The sequence below is a fragment of the Pseudosulfitobacter pseudonitzschiae genome (genome assembly GCF_900129395.1).
GTDB classification, from domain to species: Bacteria; Pseudomonadota; Alphaproteobacteria; order Rhodobacterales; family Rhodobacteraceae; genus Pseudosulfitobacter; species Pseudosulfitobacter pseudonitzschiae.
Map to the genome: position 1 here is coordinate 85,300 of NZ_FQVP01000002.1, position 18,310 is coordinate 103,609.

16 protein-coding genes are annotated in these 18,310 nt (G+C 61.0%); 13 read left to right on the forward strand and 3 right to left on the reverse strand.

The features are described 5' to 3' along the window. Positions 1-13 precede the first annotated feature (13 nt). From cysG to BUC08_RS04885, 10 genes are all read left to right on the forward strand, one after another. Positions 14-1,396: a siroheme synthase CysG gene (gene cysG / locus BUC08_RS04840; RefSeq protein ID WP_051694385.1), complete on the forward strand. Its 1,383-nt coding sequence runs from the start codon at positions 14-16 to the stop codon at positions 1,394-1,396. Positions 1,397-1,660: 264 nt separating this feature from the next. Then, positions 1,661-3,286: an ABC transporter ATP-binding protein gene (locus BUC08_RS04845; protein ID WP_037926844.1), complete on the forward strand. Its 1,626-nt coding sequence runs from the start codon at positions 1,661-1,663 to the stop codon at positions 3,284-3,286. Positions 3,287-3,505: 219 nt separating this feature from the next. Next, a complete protein-coding gene (locus tag BUC08_RS04850) occupies positions 3,506-4,024 on the forward strand; it encodes a MarR family winged helix-turn-helix transcriptional regulator (RefSeq protein WP_203219093.1) in 519 nt (172 codons plus the stop codon). Then, a complete protein-coding gene (locus BUC08_RS04855) occupies positions 4,015-4,725 on the forward strand; it encodes an SDR family NAD(P)-dependent oxidoreductase (RefSeq protein WP_143186680.1) in 711 nt (236 codons plus the stop codon). The genes BUC08_RS04850 and BUC08_RS04855 overlap by 10 nt, the downstream gene beginning before the upstream one ends. Position 4,726: 1 nt before the next feature. Then, positions 4,727-6,058: an NAD(P)/FAD-dependent oxidoreductase gene (locus tag BUC08_RS04860; RefSeq protein ID WP_037926840.1), complete on the forward strand. Its 1,332-nt coding sequence runs from the start codon at positions 4,727-4,729 to the stop codon at positions 6,056-6,058. A gap of 99 nt (positions 6,059-6,157) precedes the next feature. After that, on the forward strand, positions 6,158-7,822 hold the full coding sequence (locus BUC08_RS04865) for a peptide ABC transporter substrate-binding protein (RefSeq protein WP_037926838.1): 1,665 nt from the start codon (positions 6,158-6,160) through the stop codon (positions 7,820-7,822). Between the two features lie 114 nt (positions 7,823-7,936). Further along, on the forward strand, positions 7,937-8,887 hold the full coding sequence (locus BUC08_RS04870) for an ABC transporter permease (RefSeq protein WP_037926835.1): 951 nt from the start codon (positions 7,937-7,939) through the stop codon (positions 8,885-8,887). Between the two features lie 16 nt (positions 8,888-8,903). Then, entirely contained in the window at positions 8,904-9,785 is an 882-nt protein-coding gene (locus BUC08_RS04875; RefSeq protein ID WP_037926832.1) for an ABC transporter permease, read from the forward strand. 1 nt (position 9,786) lies between these two features. Then, a complete protein-coding gene (locus BUC08_RS04880; protein ID WP_037926829.1) occupies positions 9,787-11,112 on the forward strand; it encodes an NAD(P)/FAD-dependent oxidoreductase in 1,326 nt (441 codons plus the stop codon). A 50-nt stretch (positions 11,113-11,162) separates the two neighbouring features. Beyond that, positions 11,163-12,527, forward strand: coding sequence for an NAD(P)/FAD-dependent oxidoreductase (locus BUC08_RS04885; protein WP_037926826.1), 1,365 nt, complete (start codon positions 11,163-11,165; stop codon positions 12,525-12,527). A 32-nt stretch (positions 12,528-12,559) separates the two neighbouring features. Here the strand turns inward: BUC08_RS04885 and BUC08_RS04890 are convergent, their stop codons facing one another. The 3 genes from BUC08_RS04890 to BUC08_RS04900 all read right to left on the reverse strand — a co-directional run bounded on the left by BUC08_RS04890 (position 12,560) and on the right by BUC08_RS04900 (position 15,524). After that, complete coding sequence (locus BUC08_RS04890) at positions 12,560-13,783, reverse strand: glycosyltransferase family protein (RefSeq protein ID WP_037926823.1); 1,224 nt, start codon at positions 13,781-13,783, stop codon at positions 12,560-12,562. Further along, the gene (locus BUC08_RS04895) at positions 13,780-14,580 is read right to left on the reverse strand and encodes an HAD-IIB family hydrolase (protein WP_037926820.1); all 801 of its coding nucleotides are present in this window, start codon (positions 14,578-14,580) and stop codon (positions 13,780-13,782) included. The genes BUC08_RS04890 and BUC08_RS04895 overlap by 4 nt, the downstream gene beginning before the upstream one ends. A gap of 71 nt (positions 14,581-14,651) precedes the next feature. After that, positions 14,652-15,524, reverse strand: coding sequence for a MurR/RpiR family transcriptional regulator (locus BUC08_RS04900; RefSeq protein ID WP_037926817.1), 873 nt, complete (start codon positions 15,522-15,524; stop codon positions 14,652-14,654). Positions 15,525-15,639: 115 nt separating this feature from the next. Between BUC08_RS04900 and BUC08_RS04905 the strand changes: the two genes are divergently transcribed. Genes BUC08_RS04905 through BUC08_RS04915 form a run of 3 tightly spaced genes read left to right on the forward strand, consistent with a single transcriptional unit; the run spans position 15,640 to position 18,295 of the window. Continuing rightward, positions 15,640-16,413, forward strand: a complete 774-nt coding sequence (locus BUC08_RS04905) for an N-formylglutamate amidohydrolase (RefSeq protein WP_037927051.1) — start codon at positions 15,640-15,642, stop codon at positions 16,411-16,413. Continuing rightward, positions 16,401-16,970, forward strand: coding sequence for a TRAP transporter small permease subunit (locus BUC08_RS04910; RefSeq protein WP_037926814.1), 570 nt, complete (start codon positions 16,401-16,403; stop codon positions 16,968-16,970). The genes BUC08_RS04905 and BUC08_RS04910 overlap by 13 nt, the downstream gene beginning before the upstream one ends. Further along, positions 16,970-18,295, forward strand: a complete 1,326-nt coding sequence (locus tag BUC08_RS04915; RefSeq protein ID WP_037926813.1) for a TRAP transporter large permease — start codon at positions 16,970-16,972, stop codon at positions 18,293-18,295. The genes BUC08_RS04910 and BUC08_RS04915 overlap by 1 nt, the downstream gene beginning before the upstream one ends. Positions 18,296-18,310: the final 15 nt, after the last annotated feature.

Below are 18,310 nucleotides of genomic sequence, written 5' to 3' on the forward strand. Positions count from 1 at the left end.
GCATAGTTTTCCGATGTTCATTCGCACCACCGGCCGCCGGGTCATAATCGCCGGCGGCGGGGAACAAGCTGCACAAAAGGCGCGGCTGATGTTGAAAACCGACGCCGCACTGGTGCTGTTGGCGCCGGAACTGGATGCAGAGCTGGGCGATCTGGTGGCGACGGGGCGGGCGACACAGGTCACGGGCGCGGTCACACCAGACAGCTTTCGCGATGCTGCGCTGGTGTTCATTGCGACAGGCTGCCCCGGTCTGGATGCCGCGCTTCATGCGCTGGCAAAGGCGGGAGGGGCGCAGGTGAACGTCGTGGATCAACCGGCTTTGTGCGACATGACCACCCCGTCCCTGGTGGACCGCGATCCGGTGGTTGTCGCGATTGGCACCGAGGGAACGGCACCGGTTCTGGCCCGGCAGATCAAGACGCAGATCGAGCAGATGCTGGACCCCACGCTGGGGACATTTGCAGCCCTTGCAGGGCGTCTGCGGGGCGCAGTCGCCGCAAATGTGCCCAAGGCCGAGCGCCGTGCCTTCTGGCGCTGGGCCTTTGCGGAGAAACCCTGGCAGATGCATCGAAGCGGTCAGCAACGCGCGGCCGCCGATCTGTTGAAACAGGCCATAACCACGCGCGACGCTCCGGAACCGCAAGGCCACATCGCCCTGGTGGGCGCAGGCCCCGGTGCCCGCGATCTTTTGACGCTGCGGGCCGTGCAGCGCCTGCAAGAGGCCGATGTGATCTTTTATGATCGCCTGGTCGATCCCGAAGTGCTGGAGCTGGCCCGCCGTGACGCCGAACGGGTCTATGTCGGAAAGGTTGTCGGGGCACACGCCTGGCCACAGGAGCGGATTTGCGCATTGATCGTGGCCGAAGCCGCGCGGGGGCGGCGCGTTGTGCGTCTGAAGTCGGGTGATCCCGGTATCTTTGGACGCGCGACAGAAGAGCTTGAGGCTGCTCGTGCCGCAGGTGTTGCCGTTGAAATCGTCCCGGGCGTGACAGCCGCCAGTGCGGCTTCGGCTGCCCTCGGGCAATCTCTGACGGTGCGTGGCGAGACAGATACGCTGGTTCTGACGACGGGACGGCACTGTGACAGCGAGGCGCTCGAAACCTGGGCGGACCATGCTGTGCCGGGGACAACACTGGTCTTTTACATGGGCGTCGGAACTGCGCCCAGGATCGCCCAGTCTCTGTTAAGCAAAGGGCAGCGCGCCGACACCTGCGTGACAATCGCTGCGGATGTCAGCAAGCGAGGGCAACGTATCCTGACGACGACGCTGAACGACCTGCCAAAAGACGTCGCGCGTGGGGGGATTACGGGAAATGCGCTGTTCATCATTCGAATTCCGGCGCGCCAGGCGTCGGTTCAACGGGCGCAACCAAAAGCGCTTGTCCGATTGGCCTAGAGTCCCGGATTCCCGTTCCGCGTTTCCGGTGAAACGATCCCGCTCATATGTTCCAACAAGGGATTTGCGCGTCGAAGACATTTCCAGCTCCAAGAGTGCCTCCAAACCCGAGGGCTGCGGCGCCGATCCGACGGCTCGGGGAATGCATGTTCATGCAGCGATTGTCGGGGGATGAGTTTGGTTTTTCGGTCAAAACCCTTGCCGTGCGATGATTTTTGGAAAAGGCTGAAGGGGTATAATAATTATAAACGTTGAGATAAACTGATGACCAACACTTCCACGGGCCTCGCGCCCGTTCTGACCGTGCGCGACCTTTCGGTCGCTCTTCCCGGAAAACACGACCGACCCTATGCGGTAAAGGATGTCAGCTTTGACCTGATGCCGGGTGAAATCCTGTGTATCATCGGTGAAAGCGGCTCTGGCAAATCCGTCACTGCCAGCACCGTCATGGGGTTGCTGCCCGAAGTGATGTCGGTGGAATCCGGCAGCATCATGTTCAAGGGTGACGACCTGACCAAACTGTCCGACGGCGAATTGCGAAAGCTGCGCGGACGTGCGGTGTCCATCATCTTTCAGGACCCGCTGTCGGCGCTGAACCCGCTGATGACCATCGGCGACCAGATCCGCGAGGTTTTGAACGCCCACAACGTCGGGACCAAGGCGAGCCGCGCCGATCGCGTGGTCGAGATGCTGTCCGAAGTAGGCTTGCCCGATCCAATGCTGATCCAGCACCAATACCCGTTTCGGCTGTCCGGGGGACAGCGCCAACGGGTGATGATCGCGATGGCCCTGGCGCTGGCCCCCGACATCCTGATCGCGGATGAGCCGACAACCGCGCTGGACGTGACCACGCAGGCGCAGATCCTGTCGTTGATCAGCGAAATCCAGAAAAGCAAAGGCATGAGTGTGATGTTCATCACCCATGACTTTGGCGTTGTGGCCGAGATTGCCGACCGTGTTGTGGTGATGGAGCAGGGGCTGGTTGTTGAACAGGGCACCGCCCGTCAGGTGCTGGATGCGCCAGAACACCCCTATACCAAGAAGCTGATCGCCGCCGTTCCCAAGATGCGGGAAGAGGACCGCAGCCGCGAACAGGACAAAACCGCCGTGCTTGAAGTGCGCAACCTGAACAAAACCTACCGCACCCGCAGCGGGTTTCTGGGCCGGATGCGCGAAGTCCATGCGGTCAATGACATCTCGTTTACCCTGCACAGGGGCGAGACGCTGGGCATCGTCGGGGAATCCGGGTCGGGAAAGTCCTCGATGGGCAAGGTGCTGATGAAGCTGATCGACGCCGACAGCGGCCAGATCATCTTTCAGGGCAAGGACACCCTGCCGCTGGACAAAGAGAGTTTTCGCCCGCTGCGGGCACGCATCCAGATGATCTTTCAGGACCCTTATGCATCATTGAACCCGCGCTTTACCATCGGCCAGGCGTTGACCGTGGGGCCGGTGGCACACGATCTGGTCACCCAGTCCGAGGCGCGCAAACTGGCGCAAGACACGTTGGAACTGGTCGGGCTGGACCCCTCGGCCTATGACCGCTACCCGCATGAATTCTCGGGCGGACAACGGCAACGTGTGGGGATCGCACGGGCGCTGATGTTCAACCCCGAAGTGATTGTCGCAGACGAAGCCGTGTCGGCGTTGGACGTGTCCATTCAGGCGCAGGTGCTCGCGCTGCTGGACAAGATCCGCCACGAGCGCAAGCTGGCGATGGTCTTTATCACCCATGACCTGCGCGTCGCCAGCCAGATCAGCGATGAAATCCTGGTGATGCACCGTGGCAAGATGGTGGAATACGGCCCGCCTTCGCAAATTTTCTACAACCCGCAGCACGACTATACCCGGTCGTTGGTCGATGCGATCCCGGGTGGCAAGGCGGCCTGATCGCGTCTGAAATATTGAGAGAGCAGGAAAGAAGGGGCGATTCGATTCGCCCCTTTTTGCTGTCTGGCTGGATGAAATCGCCTGAAATTACGTTCGGAATGCTCAAAAACACGCTGATAATTGTAAATCGCAATCAAAATAATTGTATTTTGCAACTTTTTCTTGCCGCAGGGGAAACGTGGTCCTCTACTCGTGGCAAAGACAAAGGACGACAGCTTTATGACAAACCGCGCCACGGCCCCGAAAACTCCCGAAGACGAGAATGATGAGCCGCACATCGAGATCGGCGGGATGCGGATCGATATCCTCGAAGGGGCCTTCAGCTATTACATCCGGTCGCTTGATGCCGTCGTGTCGCGTGATCTCGACAGGCGCATGGCCGATCTGGAAGTGGCCAAGGGCAAGGGCAAGATCACCACGCTGTTTCTGGTCGATGATTATCCGGGGGTGCGCCCCTCGCAGATTGCGGACGTGCTGATGCGCGATCGCCCAGCCACCGGGCGGATCATCGACCGTCTGGTCGCAGCGGGTGACATACGGCGCGAAACATCGCCAGAGGATCAGCGCGCGCAGGCGCTGTACATCACCGACAAGGGGCATGCACTGGCCGAAAAAGTGCGCGGCATCATCCGCGCGCAAGAGGCAGAGTTCTTCGACTTTATCGCGCCGGAAGATCGCGACCAGTTCATGCAGATGCTGAAGCGGGTCTATCTGAACATGAGGGCAAAATGGGACTGAACGGACATCGCACCGCACTGATTTCCGGCGCCAATCGCGGTATCGGTGCCGCCGTGGCGAAACGGCTTTTTGATGCAGGGTGGGCGGTCTCCCTCGGGATGCGTGTGCCTGAGATGCCGGATTGGGCAGATGCAGCGCCCGAGCGGGTGCATCTTTTTGCCTACGAGGCGATGCAGGCGGATGCAGGCACGGCTTGGGCCGCAGAGGTGACCGACCGCTTTGGTCGCATCGATGCTGTCGTGGCGAATGCGGGCATCATGGTTCCCCAAACAATTGTCGACGTAACCGACGACGAGATGACCCAACTGCTTGAAATCAACGTACAGGCCCCTCGCCGCCTTGCCGCTGCGTGCTGGGATGCGCTGGGCGCGGCGGGCAAGGGGCGGGTGATCCTGCTGGGATCGCTGTCGGGCAAGCGGGTCAAGTCGGCGAAGTCAGGCTCTTACTCCGTGTCGAAATTCGCGGTGATCGGCATGGCCCACGCTCTGCGCCACGCAGGGTTTGACAAGGGCATTCGCGCCACTGCCGTCTGTCCGGGTTTCGTGGCCACCGACATGGCGATGGCCATCACCGATCGCGCGGCTGACGCGATGACACAACCGGACGATCTGGCCCGCGTCATCGAAATGCTGATCGACCTGCCGAACGAAGCCAGCGTTGCCGAATTCTGTGTGAACTGCCAACTTGAGGAATCCTTCTGATATGCCCGGACCTTTTGTCGTTCCCGTACATGGTGATCTCGACCTGCCTGCAAAGGTGGATGTGGTCGTGATCGGTGGCGGTATCATCGGATGCTCGACCGCGCTGGAGCTGGCGGAACGTGGCATGACCGTCGCCCTGTGCGAAAAGGGCGGCATTGGTCACGAACAGTCCAGCCGCAATTGGGGCTGGGTGCGCATCACGCGCCGCGACCCGCGCGAGGTGCCGTTGATGGCCGAGGCGCTGCGGATTTGGCCCGACCTGGCCAAACGCACCGGGCGCGATCTGGGGTATACTCGGGCAGGCGTCGCTTTTGCCTGTGCCACAGACACCGAATTCGAAGAACACGAACGCTGGCTGGAGAACCTGAAAGACTACCAGATCGACAGCCGCATGGTGTCGGGGCCCGAATTCCGCGAACTGTTCCCCGGCACGGAGATGGATGTCAAAGGCGCGCTGTTCACCGCCGTTGACGGCCGCGCCGAACCGCAACAGGCCGCCCCCGCCATCGCCGAGGCGGCACGGGACCGCGGTGTCCATGTGCTGACCGAATGCGCCGTGCGCGGCATACAGACCAGTGCGGGACACGTCAGCGGCGTGGTGACCGAGCGGGGCGAGATTGCCTGCGAACAAGTTGTTCTGGCAGGGGGCGCATGGTCCAGCCTCTTTGCCCGCAACACCGGACTGCGTCTGCCACAACTCAAGGTCAAGAACTCGGTCATCCGCACCAAGCCGCTGCAAGGCGGCCCGGAAAGCGCGATCTGGTCGAACGGCTTTTCAATACGTAAGCGTATGGATGGTGGTTACACTGTCGCTGACGGCTTCCGGAATATCGTCGATATCGTTCCCGACAGCTTTCGGTACTTCAAGGATTTCCTGCCCGCGCTTGGGTCGCAGTGGAAATCGCTGATGCTGAGTTTCGGCGGGCGTTTTCTGGACGAGGTTCGTGTGCCCAACAGCTGGTCGATGGACGAGGCAAGCCCGTTTGAATATTGCCGCGTTCTGGACCCCAAGCCCAGCTTTACGCTTCAGGACAAGGCCTTGCAGAACCTGCGCCGCGCCTTTCCGGTCTTTGAAAAAGCCGAAGTGGCACAGCGGTGGGCCGGTGCGATTGATGTCACCCCCGATGCGATCCCCGTGATCTCGGGCGTTGATGACATTCCCGGATTTTTCATTGCGACGGGGTTTTCGGGCCATGGTTTTGGCATCGGTCCGGCAGCGGGCCGTCTGGCCGCCGATCTGGTCTGCGCCCGCGCGCCGGTGGTGGACCCCGCGCCCTATCGCTTCAACCGCTTTTCCGATGGCTCAAAGATCGAGATCATCAGCGGTTTCTGATTGGCCAGCGTCCCTTGCGGGGCGCGGCACAAGGTGGCGTGTGAAACGCAAGCACGCGTCGCTGTCGACCCAACTTGCGACAACAACAGGAAGCTCAACATGACTGATGACAAGACGCAAAAAGCACATCTCAGCCGTCGCCAGACACTGATGATGATGGGGGCCGCAGGCGTGGCCGGACTGATGGGGCCCGCAGCGATTGGCCGGGATCAGGCCTTTGCTGCCAATGCTGACGCAAGCGGCCAACTGATCCTGGCCTTTTCGCAGGAACCAACGGTGTTCAACCCGTTGATGCCGCACATCGAAGTGGATGAAGGCGTGTATTACGCCGTATTCGATCCGCTTTTTGATTTCGATCCGGATGGGGAATATTTCCCGATCCTGGTGGCCGAAGTGCCCACGGTGGCGAACGGCGGTATCTCCGAGGACGGCCTGAACTGGCGTATCAAGCTTAAAGAGGGTGTCACATGGCACGACGGCACGCCCTTCACCGCCGAGGATGTCAAATTCTCGCTTGAACTGACGATGGACCCGGATTTCCGGTCGTTCCGGTCCACCGGTTACAAGTTCATGCGCAACATCACGGTCGTGTCCGACACCGAACTGACATGGGAAATGTCCGAATCCTTTGCGCCGATGGCGGCCATTCTGGCATCGACCTACATCATCCCGAAACATGCCTTTGACGGGGTCGAGGACAAGAACACGGCCCCCTTCTCGAATGCGCCCATCGGCACGGGTCCGTTCAAGTTCAAGGAACGCATGGCGGGCGACCACATCGAGTTGGAAGCGAATGCCGACTATCACATGGATGGCCCGTACCTGAAGACGCTGATCATCAAATACGTGCCCGACCTGAACGTGATGTACACCCAGTTCAAATCGGGCGACATCGACGTGATCGGCCTGCAATACATCTCGCCGGATCATTTGGCCGAAGCGGAAACGCTGCCGAACAAGATCGTGACCGTTGCCGGCACCGCAACCTTTGAATCCATCGGCCTGAACATGACACGCCCGCAGTTTCAGGAATTGGCCGTGCGTCAGGCGCTCTATGCCGCACTGGACAAGACGTCGATCATCGACGCGCTCTATTACGGCGTGCCGACACCGACCGAAACCTACATGCCGCAGCAGTCCTACTATTATGAACCGGACCTGCCAAAACATGAATTCAGCCTAGAGAAAGCGCGCAAGCTGCTGGACGATGCAGGTTGGAAGCCCGGTGCGGATGGTGTTCGGGAAAAAGACGGCGTGCGCCTGTCCTTCACCAACTCGACCACCGCAGGCAACCACCTGCGCGAACAGGCCCAGCAGTTCATCCAGCAGACGTTCAAGGAAGTGGGCGTCGAGATGACCATCAAGAACCTGCCGCCCGCCGTGATGTGGGGCGATTATTGGATGAACTCGGGTTTTGACTCGGTTGTCGTCGGTCTGAACACGCTCTCGGGGGCCGATCCGGACACGTCCGATTATTTCATGTCGACCATGTCGCCCGCATTGGGCGGTTCGGGGCAGAACACCTTTGCCTATCAAAACCCCAAGGTTGACGAGCTGCTGATCAAAGGGGCGGCCAGCTTTGTTCCCGAAGAGCGCCGCGAGATCTACCAAGAGTTGCAACGCGTGATCCGGGACGACCTGCCGTTTCTGCCAGTGTTCCAATATGCCGTCATCAAGGGGCGCAAGGACGACGTCGACGGTCCTGCTCCGAACGTGAACAACCGGATCGAAACGTGGAACGTGCGCGACTGGAAACGCACCTGAGCGCAAACCGGTCAACCTGATCCATGGACGCGGCGGACCCCTCTGCCGCGTCCGCCGGGTGTCGCGCCAGGCGATGCCTGAAATGTCAAATTCGTACAAAGAGGGCGCCCCGCCATGCTGCGCTACATCTTATCCCGTTTCGGCCAAAGCCTTTTGCTGTTGCTGATCGTCTCCTTTATCGGCTTTGCGGTGCTGAACCTCGCACCGGGCGGCCCGCTGTCGCAATTCGCGCTCAGTCCGGGCATGACCCAAGAGCAGATCGACAAGATTGCCGCGCAAATGGGGTTGGATCGACCGCTGATCGTGCAATACTTCGACTGGTTGCAGCATATGCTGGTTGGCGACTGGGGCACATCGTATCGTGACGGGCAGCCGGTGCTGCACGTGATCGAAAGCCACCTGTTCGCCACGTTGCTTTTGATGGGAACGGCCACGTCGATCTCGATCACGCTCGGCAGCACGATCGGGATTTTCAGCGCCCTGCGCCGCCGGTCGGTGTTCGACTATGCCATGACCGTGGCGTCGATGGTTGCCCTGTCGATCCCGACGTTCTGGTTCGGGCTGATCGCCATTTACATCTTCGCGCTGAACCTTGGGTGGCTGCCTGCGGGCAACATGTACACGGTGGGCGACGGATCGGTCCTGAATTATCTCAAACACCTGATCATGCCGGCCTGTGTTCTGGCGCTGGTCGATGTGGCGGTCTGGAGCCGGTACATGCGGACCTCGACCCTGAACGTGATCAATCAGGATTTCGTGCGCACCGCACGGGCCAAGGGGCTGACCCGGCGGCGGGTGCTGTTCAAGCATATCGTGGGCAACTCGCTGGTGCCGATGATCACGCTGGCGGGCCTGCAATTGCCGATGGTGCTGGGCGGCGCGCTGGTGACCGAAACCGTGTTCACCTGGCCCGGAATGGGGCGGCTGTTTCTCGATAGCCTTGGTTATTCGGATTACCCGGTCGTCATGGGCCTGCTCATGGCCTCGGCCATGCTGGTGCTGATCGGCAATCTTGCCGCAGACATCGCCGTTGCGCTGATTGATCCGCGCATCGCTCTGGAATGAACGAAAGGTCCTGACAATGACTGCTGCAACAACGACACCTCCCGTCCGCCAGCCCTTCATCAAGTCCCGGGCACTGCGACGGTTTCTAAGTCACAAGCTGGCGATGATCGGCCTTTTCATGGTGCTGGGGCTGACCTTTGCCTGCTTTGTCGGGCCGTACCTTCTGCCCTATGACGAGCTTTACATCGATCTGCGCGCACGCTTTGCGCCGCCCGGCACCGGCGGGCACATCTTTGGCACCGACCCGCTGGGCCGCGATCTGGCCGCGCGGCTGTTCCACGCGGGGCAAATTTCGATGGCGGTGGGCTTTGCGGTGATGGTGATCGCCACAACCGTCGGCTCGGTCGTCGGCGTCGTCTCGGGGTATTACGGCGGCAAGATCAGCGCGGTGCTGATGCGCGTGGTGGATGCGTTCCTGTCGTTCCCTTCGGTGTTTCTGCTGCTGGCACTGGCTGCCTTTATTCAGCCCGGGCCGGTGATGATCGCCGTGATCATTTCGGCCACCAGCTGGATGGAGGTCGCCCGCATCGTCGAGGCCGAGGTGAAATCGCTGCGCAATCAGGATTTTGTCCAGGCGGCGCATATGCTGGGCCTGTCAGGCCGTTGGATCATGTTCCGCGAACTGCTGCCCAACGCCATCGGCCCGATCATCGTGGCCGCGTCGCTGACCGTGGCACGCGCGATCCTGCTTGAGGCGTATATCAGCTTTCTGGGATATGGCATCCAGCCGCCCCTGCCCAGTTGGGGCAACCTGTTGAACGGCGCGCAGCAATATCTGGGCTCGGCCCCGTGGCTGGCCATCGTGCCGGGCCTTGCGATCACAATCGCGGTGACTGGGTTCAACTTTATCGGCGACGGTCTGCGCGATGCCTTCGACAGCCGTGCGCAAGGACAGTGAGATGAAACCGAAATTTTCCGAATTCAAGGACACGCTTTGGTACGCAACTGCGCCCCGGGGGCCGGAAACGCAGACACTTCAGGGCGAGGTCACCGCTGATGTCTGTGTGGTCGGGGCGGGATATTCAGGGCTGACCACCGCGTTGGAACTGGCCCGCAAAGGCGTCAGCGTCGTGGTGCTGGAGCGTGAGGAAATCGGTTTTGGCGGATCGGGGCGCAATGCGGGGCACTGTACGCCGACGTTCACCCATTACAGCCTGCCGGAACTGCGCGAGGTCATGGGCGCGCCGTGGGCCGAACGGCTGATCCACCGCCAGACCCGCGCCAACGATGTGGTCGGGCAGATGATCGCGCAATACGACATCGACTGCGAATGGGAACAGAACGGATATGTTCAGGGGGCGCTCTTCCCCTCGCATCTGAAAAAGCTTCAGGCGAATATGGAAAACTACAACGCCGCAGGCGCGCGCACCCGGATGCTGGATCGGGACGAAGTGCAGGCGGTTACCGGATCGTCGCGGTTCTATGGCGGCTGGCTGCACGAAGAAGCAGGCGGGTTGAACGCGCTGGCCTATGCCCGCGGGTTGGGCCGCGCGGTGCTGTCCGAAGGCGGGCAGATTTTCACCGGCGCGGGCGTGACGGGCTGCGACCGCGTGAACAACGCGTGGCAGGTGCGCGCGGCGCAAGGATCGGTGCGGGCGGAAAAGGTGATTTACACCACGGGTGCCTACACAGTGGCGGGCTGGCCCAAACTGGACCAGACGTTCCGCATCATGCGCGTTTTCGTGGCCGCGACCCAGCCGTTGTCGGCGGCCTCGCAGGCCGTGGTCTTGCCGCAGCGCACCACCATTCAGGACGGGCGTGGCGACATCTATGTCTATAAATACAACAGCCAGAACCGGATCGTCGCCTCGATGTTCCCGATGGGCCAGCGCGGGCGCGATCCGGCCTATACGCGGCAGGTCCTCAGCGACCGGCTGAAATGGCTGCACCCCGACCTGCGCGAAGATCTGCGCTGGGAGTTTTTCTGGTACGGCGAGTTGGACATGCAGCGCAAAACCATTCCGCGCCTCTATGCGCTGGGCCCCGGCGTTGTCGCCATGACGGGCCTGTCGGGGCGGGGTGTGCCAACCGGCTCGATGATCGGGGGCATCCTGTCGGACTGGGCTATGGGTGTGGCCGAGGCGGATCTTGACCTGCCCATCGAGCCGCTGCAATCACAGCCGCTTTACATGTCCATGGCCCCCCAGGCAGCGCTGCGCGGCTTTCGTCTGCGCGACAACCTGCGGGCACGCCGACAGGGCGCGCCCTTGCCGCCCCACGCCTGAAACAATCATAGACCAGACCGGCCATTTGCGCCGCACCAAGGAGACTACCTATGCCCGGACCCAAGCCGGACCCCGTTGTCAGCGACAGTGCCCTGCCATCATCCGTTGATGTGGTTATCATCGGCGGCGGTATCGCCGGGGTGTGCACCGCGCTGGAACTGGCGGACCGGGGCCTCAAGGTCGCGATCTGCGAAAAAGGCCAGATCGGCGGCGAACAGTCCAGCCGCAACTGGGGCTGGGTGCGCCTGACCCATCGTGACCCGCGCGAGCTGCCGTTGATGATTGAGGCGGTCAAGATCTGGGAAGGGCTGGACAAGCGTATCGCCGGGAAAACCGGGTACAGCCAATGCGGATCGACCTATGCCATTGCCAGCGATGCCGCCCTGCAGGCCGAGCGCAAGGCGCAGGAGGAATTGAGGGGCTACCAGATTCCCACGCATCTGATGAACCGCGAAGAAGCTTTGACGCATTTGCAGGGCTATGACCCTGATGCCCAAGGGCTTATCGGTGCCCTGCATTGCCCACGCGACGGGCGGGCCGAGCCGCAGATGGCGGCACCTGCCATTGCCCGTGCGGTGCAGGACCGTGGCGGCACTGTGCATCAGAATTGCGCGGTGCGCGTGGTCGAGACTTCTGCGGGCAAGGTGTCGGGCGTGGTGACTGAAAGGGGGCGCATCGCCTGTGACGCGGTGCTGGTTGCGGGGGGCGTCTGGTCGCGGTTGTTCCTGCGTAACATCGGCATCTACCTGCCACAACTGCGCACCCGCAACACCGTGTTGCGCACCGACGCGGTCGAGGCCGGACCGCAAAGCAATCTGAAAACCACGTCTTTTGCCATACGCAAACGTATGGATGGCGGCTATACTGTCGCCTCGGCTGTGCCCAGCCGTTACCAGTTGACGCCCGACAGTTTCCGGCTGTTCACGGCCTATCTGCCGACGTTGAAGAATGAATGGCGATCGATCCGGTTGGGGCTTGGTCCTGCGTTCCTGGACGCGCTGCGCACGCCCCGCCACTGGTCGGGTGACGACGTCAGCCCCTTTGAAAAAACCCGCATTCTCGACCCCGAGGCCGACGCCCCCTACATCGACAAGACACTTGCCGTGGTCAAGAAAACCTTTCCGGCGCTCAAGGATGCGACCGTTGCGCAGCGATGGGGGGGATATATCGACGTTCTGCCGGACCTGATCCCTGCGATTTCAACCACCGAAGGGGTCAAGAACGGCATTCCTGGCCTGTTCGTGGCCACAGGCTTTTCCGGTCATGGTTTTGGTCTGGGCACCGGGGCCGGGCGTCTGGCAGCAGAGTTGATAACCGGACAATCGCCGGTGGTTGATCCGACGCCCTTCCGCCTGCACCGGTTTACCGATGGCACCAAAATCTCGCCCATTCCGGTGATCACCACGCCGCAGTGAGGGATCTGAATATACATCGGCGGCGGCTGGCCCTAATCCGAAAATTCCTTTTCATCCGCGACGGCCGCCGCGCGCAGATCCGCCAGAAAGCTGGCGTCGGCCGAGTGGACACGGTTCCATGTCGGGATAAAGGGCGTCTCGTGCGGGTTGTCCAGAAACGTCTGGCCCGCGCGCATGATGTTTTCGGCAAAAAGTTCGATCGCCAGTTCTTCCTTGTGCCGGTCGATGGTCAGCCCGTTCATCTGCGCATCGGTGTAATAGGCCTCAAGCAGGTCCAGCGCGCAGCGGTAATAGGTCGCTTTCAGCGTGCGGAACACGTTCGGGGTGAACACGGTGCCATCAGCGGCCAGCTTGCGGAAGATCGCCTTGCAGATGTCGGTCGACATACGGCTTAGGCCCGCGCTGGCGTCCTCGGGGCTCAGGTCTTGGTGCTTGTGGTCATAGTTGTCGGCAATCTCGACCTGGCATACCGCCTTGGGGGCCAGATTGCGCCAGGCTTCGGACAGCACGCCAATCTCCAGCCCCCAGTCTGACGGGATGCGCAGGTCAGGCAGGATGCTGGTGCGCATGGCGAATTCGCCGGACAGCGGATAGCGGAAGCTGCGCAGGTAATCGAGATAATCGCGGTCACCGATCACCCGTTTCAACGCAATCAGCAACGGGCTGACCAACAGCCGCGTGACGCGTCCGTTCAACTTGCCCTGACCGACGCGGGAATAGAATCCCTTGGCCACCTGGTAGGGAAACGTCGGGTTGGCCACCGGATAGACCAGCCGCGCCAGCATTTCGTTGGTATAGGTGACGATGTCGCAATCGTGGATCGCCATGACTGAACTGTCCTCGCAGCCGATCAGATAGCCCAGCGAAGACCACACGTTCTTGCCCTTGCCCTGTTCCATCGGCGCAAGCCCCAGCGCATCCAGCCGTGCGCCCAATGCTTTCATGCGCGGGCTGTCGTTCCAGATGACGATGTGGTTCTGATTCAGCCCTTTGAAAAACTGCTGCGCGTGGCGAAACTGGGCCTCGTCTGCGCGGTCCAGACCGATGATGATACGGTGCAGATAGGTGACCTTGGCCAACTGGCTCAGGATCAGCGGCATCGCGTCGGTTTCCAGTTCGGAGTAGAGGCACGGCAGGATCAACGAGATCTTGCGTGATTGCGCAAAGGTCTCAAGCTCATAGGTCATCTCATCCAAAGAGCGGGTGCGCAAATTGTGCAGCGTTGCCACGTTCCCGTTCTGGTGAAAATCTGTCATGGATGGCGTCCTTGTTTGGGGGTCAATTGGTCAACGAAATCCAGCACCGCGCGGTTCCAACCTTCGGGGCCGGGCAGGGTGGTGCGCGTGATGCGTCCCGCGGCTTCGGTGTCCAGCGGGGGCAGGGGTGTGCGGTGCGGGTTGGCTATGATCACGCCGTGATCCGCGGTTTGCAGCATCTCGATGTCGTTTGGCGCATCACCCAGGGCCAAAGTGACCTGTGGGCGATACATGGCAATGATCTGGGCCATCCGGTCCGCTTTTGTCTGGCCAAAGGACAGCGTCAGGAACCGCCCACCTTCGCGGGCGGTTATACCGTGCTGCTCCAGTGCCCTCAGAAACGCGGTGCGCTGGGTGTCGGTGCCGTGCCACAGCCCCGGCTCGGAAAAGGCACGCGTCTTGGCGTTTTGCGCGTCGGCAGTTGGCAAACCGGTGATTTTTGCGACCCCAGCAGCGTCCAGATCGCCAAAGCCCTGGAACAGCCCGCGCAACGCGTCGGGCAGTTGGCTCAAGGCGGTCCGCAGGCGCAGATACTCGGTGTCGGGTGGCGTGTCCGTCGCCTGCGCTTGCAGCACCCCCGCGCCGTTTTCCACGATGGCAGGCCAGTCCTCCAGCCCCATCTGCGCCCGCAAGTCGATGATTTCCGGCGCTGTTTTGCTGCTGGCCAGGACCACGCCCGCACCGATGCTGCGCAGGTGCGCCAACGCAGGGCGGGCGGCATCCCACCGGTACGAGTCGTGCGAAATCAACGTGCCATCGAGATCGCTGAAGACAAGAAGAGGAAGCGGTTGCTGCATTTGGGATCAGTCTGGGACTTGCACGTCCGGGTCGCAACCCGCCGCGGCACCAATGCCTGTATTTTAGGCAGTCAGGTGAACTTGCGGAACAGCTTGGTCTGGTCGAACATCGCTTCCAGCTCTTCCATGCGTCCCTTGGTGTCATCCCAATGCAGGTTTTGCACAGCGGAAATCATCGTTTCGGTCAGCAACAGGGTGGTGGCGGCTGAGTCCCAGGCCGAAGGCACCACGATGCGGCTGCTAAAGCTGATGTCGGCCAACTGATGCACGGGCGAGCGCCATTGATCCGTGAACAGGATGATCTTGGCCCCCTGCGCATGGGCCATCTCGGCCAGTTTCAGCGTGTTGTTCTCGTAGCGGCGCACATCGAAGATCACGAACACATCGCCCGGTTTCACGTCCAGCAGATAGTGCGGCCATGCGTTCGAAGTGGATTGCACATGGGTGATGTTGGGGCGGATCACCTGCATGTGCAGGAATAGGTATTCTGCCAGCGTGTGCGTCACCCGTCCGCCGACAATATACAGGTGATGCGCCGGATCACCGACCAAGGCGCATGCTTTATCAAAGGCTTGGGGATCAATCTGGCCCAGCGTATGACGGATGTTGTCGATCACGGCGTCGGTAAAGGTGTTCAGGATATGCCCCGACGGCGCGCTGTCGGCCCATGTGTCGTGTTTGGCAATCGGCCCTTTGACCTTGGCGCGCAGTTCCTCGCGCAGTTCGGCCTGGAATTCGGCATAGCCCTTGAACCCCAGCTTTTGCACCATCCGCGCCACCGTGGGGCCGGACACGTTGGCATCCAACGCCAGCTCGGTCAGCGGCCCCAGTCCCGAAATCGGGTAGTTTTCCAGGATGGAATGGGCCAGCTGCCGCTCAGCACGGGTCAGATCGTCCAGCTTCTGCTGGATGCGGTCGGATATCGTAAGCGCGTCTGACGACACGGGCGCCTCCTGTTTGATCGAATATTTTTCACGCCAAGTTTGGCTGATGGATATTTTCACAATTCTGTTGACAGATGACTGTCGAGGCAAGCACTTTGTGAACGCAGGGGGTGCCATGACAGACGCAGACGCAACTCAGATACCAATCGCACAGACGATCAATCCCTCGGGCACTTCGTCCGTTGTCTTGGTCTGCGAACATGCGTCTTGCCATATTCCCGAGGCACTTGATGGGCTGGGCCTGTCCGACGCGGCCAAGGTCAGCCATGCCGCATGGGACCCCGGTGCGCTGGGTGTGGCGCGGCAGATCGCCAAACGTCTGGATGCGGTGCTGGTGGCCAGTTGCGTGTCGCGGCTGGTGTACGACTGCAACCGTCCGCCCGAGGCACCGGGGGCGATGCCCGCCAAAAGCGAAATATTCGATGTGCCGGGCAACGTGGATCTTTCGCCGGATCAGCGCGCGGCCCGCGCGGCGACATATTATGTACCTTTTCACGACCTTCTTGTACAAACTGTTGCAGCCAGACCGGCGCCTCTGCTGGTCACCATTCACAGCTTTACCCCGGTCTACAACGGCGTGACACGCACGGTTGAAATCGGCGTGTTGCACGATGCCGACACACGGCTGGCTGATACCATGCTGGACCTTGCTCCCACCCACACCTCGGCCGACGTGCAGCGCAATGCGCCCTATGGGCCTGGCGACGGGGTAACCCACACCTTGCAGGTTCACGGGACAGCCCATGGCCACCCGAACGTGATGATCGAGGTGCGCAACGACCTGATCCGGACCGAGGCGGAACAGGCACAGATGGGCGACATGCTGGCGGAATGGCTGAACGACGCCTGTGAGAAACTCAACGCTCAGGGGGTCGCATGCAGCGCATGATGCGTGGATTTATTCGCGGGGTTGATGCAGTCAACTACCGCCTGGGCCGGGTCATGATGTACGGGATTTTCGTGCTGATGGGCGTGCTGTTGTGGTCATCGGTCAACAAGGTCTTTTTCCTGCCGTCGCTTTGGACGCTGGAAATGGCCCAGTTTGTCATGGTCGGTTATTATGTGCTGGGTGGACCTTATTCGATGCAGATGGGGGACCATGTGCGCATGGACCTGCTGTATGGGGACTGGTCGGTCCGCAAAAAGGCATGGGTCGATATGTTCACCGTCCTGTTGCTGATCTTCTACCTTGTGGTGTTGCTCTATGGCGCCATCAGCTCGACCGCCTATTCGCTGGGCTACTGGCAGACCGAGCCGCTGAGTTACCTGTTCGGCGTCGTCACCGGCACCGAGGAAATCGGGCGGCTCGAACAATCCTCCTCCGCCTGGCGGCCCTACCTCTGGCCCGTCAAAGTCGTGATGATCGTGGGCTTTTTCCTGATGATTTTGCAGTGCTTGTCCGAGCTTTGCAAAGATGTGTTGCGGCTGAAGGGCCATGAGATCTGATGTCATATGAATTGATCGCCACCCTGATGTTCTCGACGATGATGCTGATGCTGATGACAGGTCAGCGCGTGTTCGGTGCCATCGGTTTTGTCGCTGTCGTCGCGGCCCTGCTGCTGTGGGGCGACAAGGGGGGCTATGACATCGGCTTTTCCGCCGCAATGAAGCTGATGAAATGGTATCCGCTGCTGACGCTGCCGATGTTCATTTTCATGGGCTACGTGCTGTCGGAATCAAAGATCGCCGACGATCTGTACAAGATGTTCCACGTCTGGATGGGCGGCCTGCGCGGCGGGCTGGCGGTGGGGACCATCGGGCTGATGGTGCTGATTTCCGCGATGAACGGGCTGAGCGTGGCGGGCATGGCCATCGGGGCCACCATCGCGTTGCCGGAACTGCTGAAGCGGGGATATGACAAACGCATGGTCACTGGCGTGATCCAGGCGGGGTCGTCGCTGGGCATCCTGGTGCCGCCGTCGGTCGTGCTGGTGCTGTATGCAATGATCGCGCGGCAACCGGTGGGCCAGCTTTGGCTGGCGGGGGTGATCCCGGGGCTGATGATGGCGGCAATGTTCATTGCCTACATCACCATCCGGTGCTGGATAAATCCGTCGCTTGGCCCGGTGCTGAGCGCGGAGGAACGCGCCATGCCACGCCGCGAAAAGCTGGCGTTGCTGCGGGCGGGGCTGCTGCCGGTGGTGATCTTTGCGGTGATGATGTTCCCCTTTGTCAAAGGCTGGACATCGCTGGTGGAAAGCTCGGCCATCGGGGCGATTGCGGCCTTTGTCGCGGCCGTCCTCAAGGGGCGCATGACCCGCGAAGTGTTCGAAAATTCGGTCCGCAAGACGCTGGGCATCACCTGCATGTTCATGTGGATCATTCTGGCGGCACTTGCCTTTGGTGCGGTGTTCGACGGGCTGGGCGCGGTCAAGGCGATCGAGAACCTGTTCACCGAGCGGCTGAACCTGAGCCCGTGGGTGATCCTGATCCTGATGCAGCTTAGCTTTATCATCATGGGGACGTTTCTGGACGACACCGCGATGCTGGTGATCGTCGCACCGCTGTATGTGCCGTTGGTGGGCGCGCTGGGCTTTGATTTGGTGTGGTACGGTATCCTTTATACGATCACCTGCCAGATCGCATATATGACGCCGCCCTTTGGCTATAACCTGTTCCTGATGCGCGCCATGGCCCCGCCCGAGATCACACTGCGCGACATCTACGGGTCCATCGCGCCCTTTGTTCTGGTCATGGTGGGGGCACTGGTGATGGTGATGGCCTTTCCCCAGATCGCCCTGTGGCTGCCGAATTACGTCTACGCAAACTGATAACAGACACCGCAA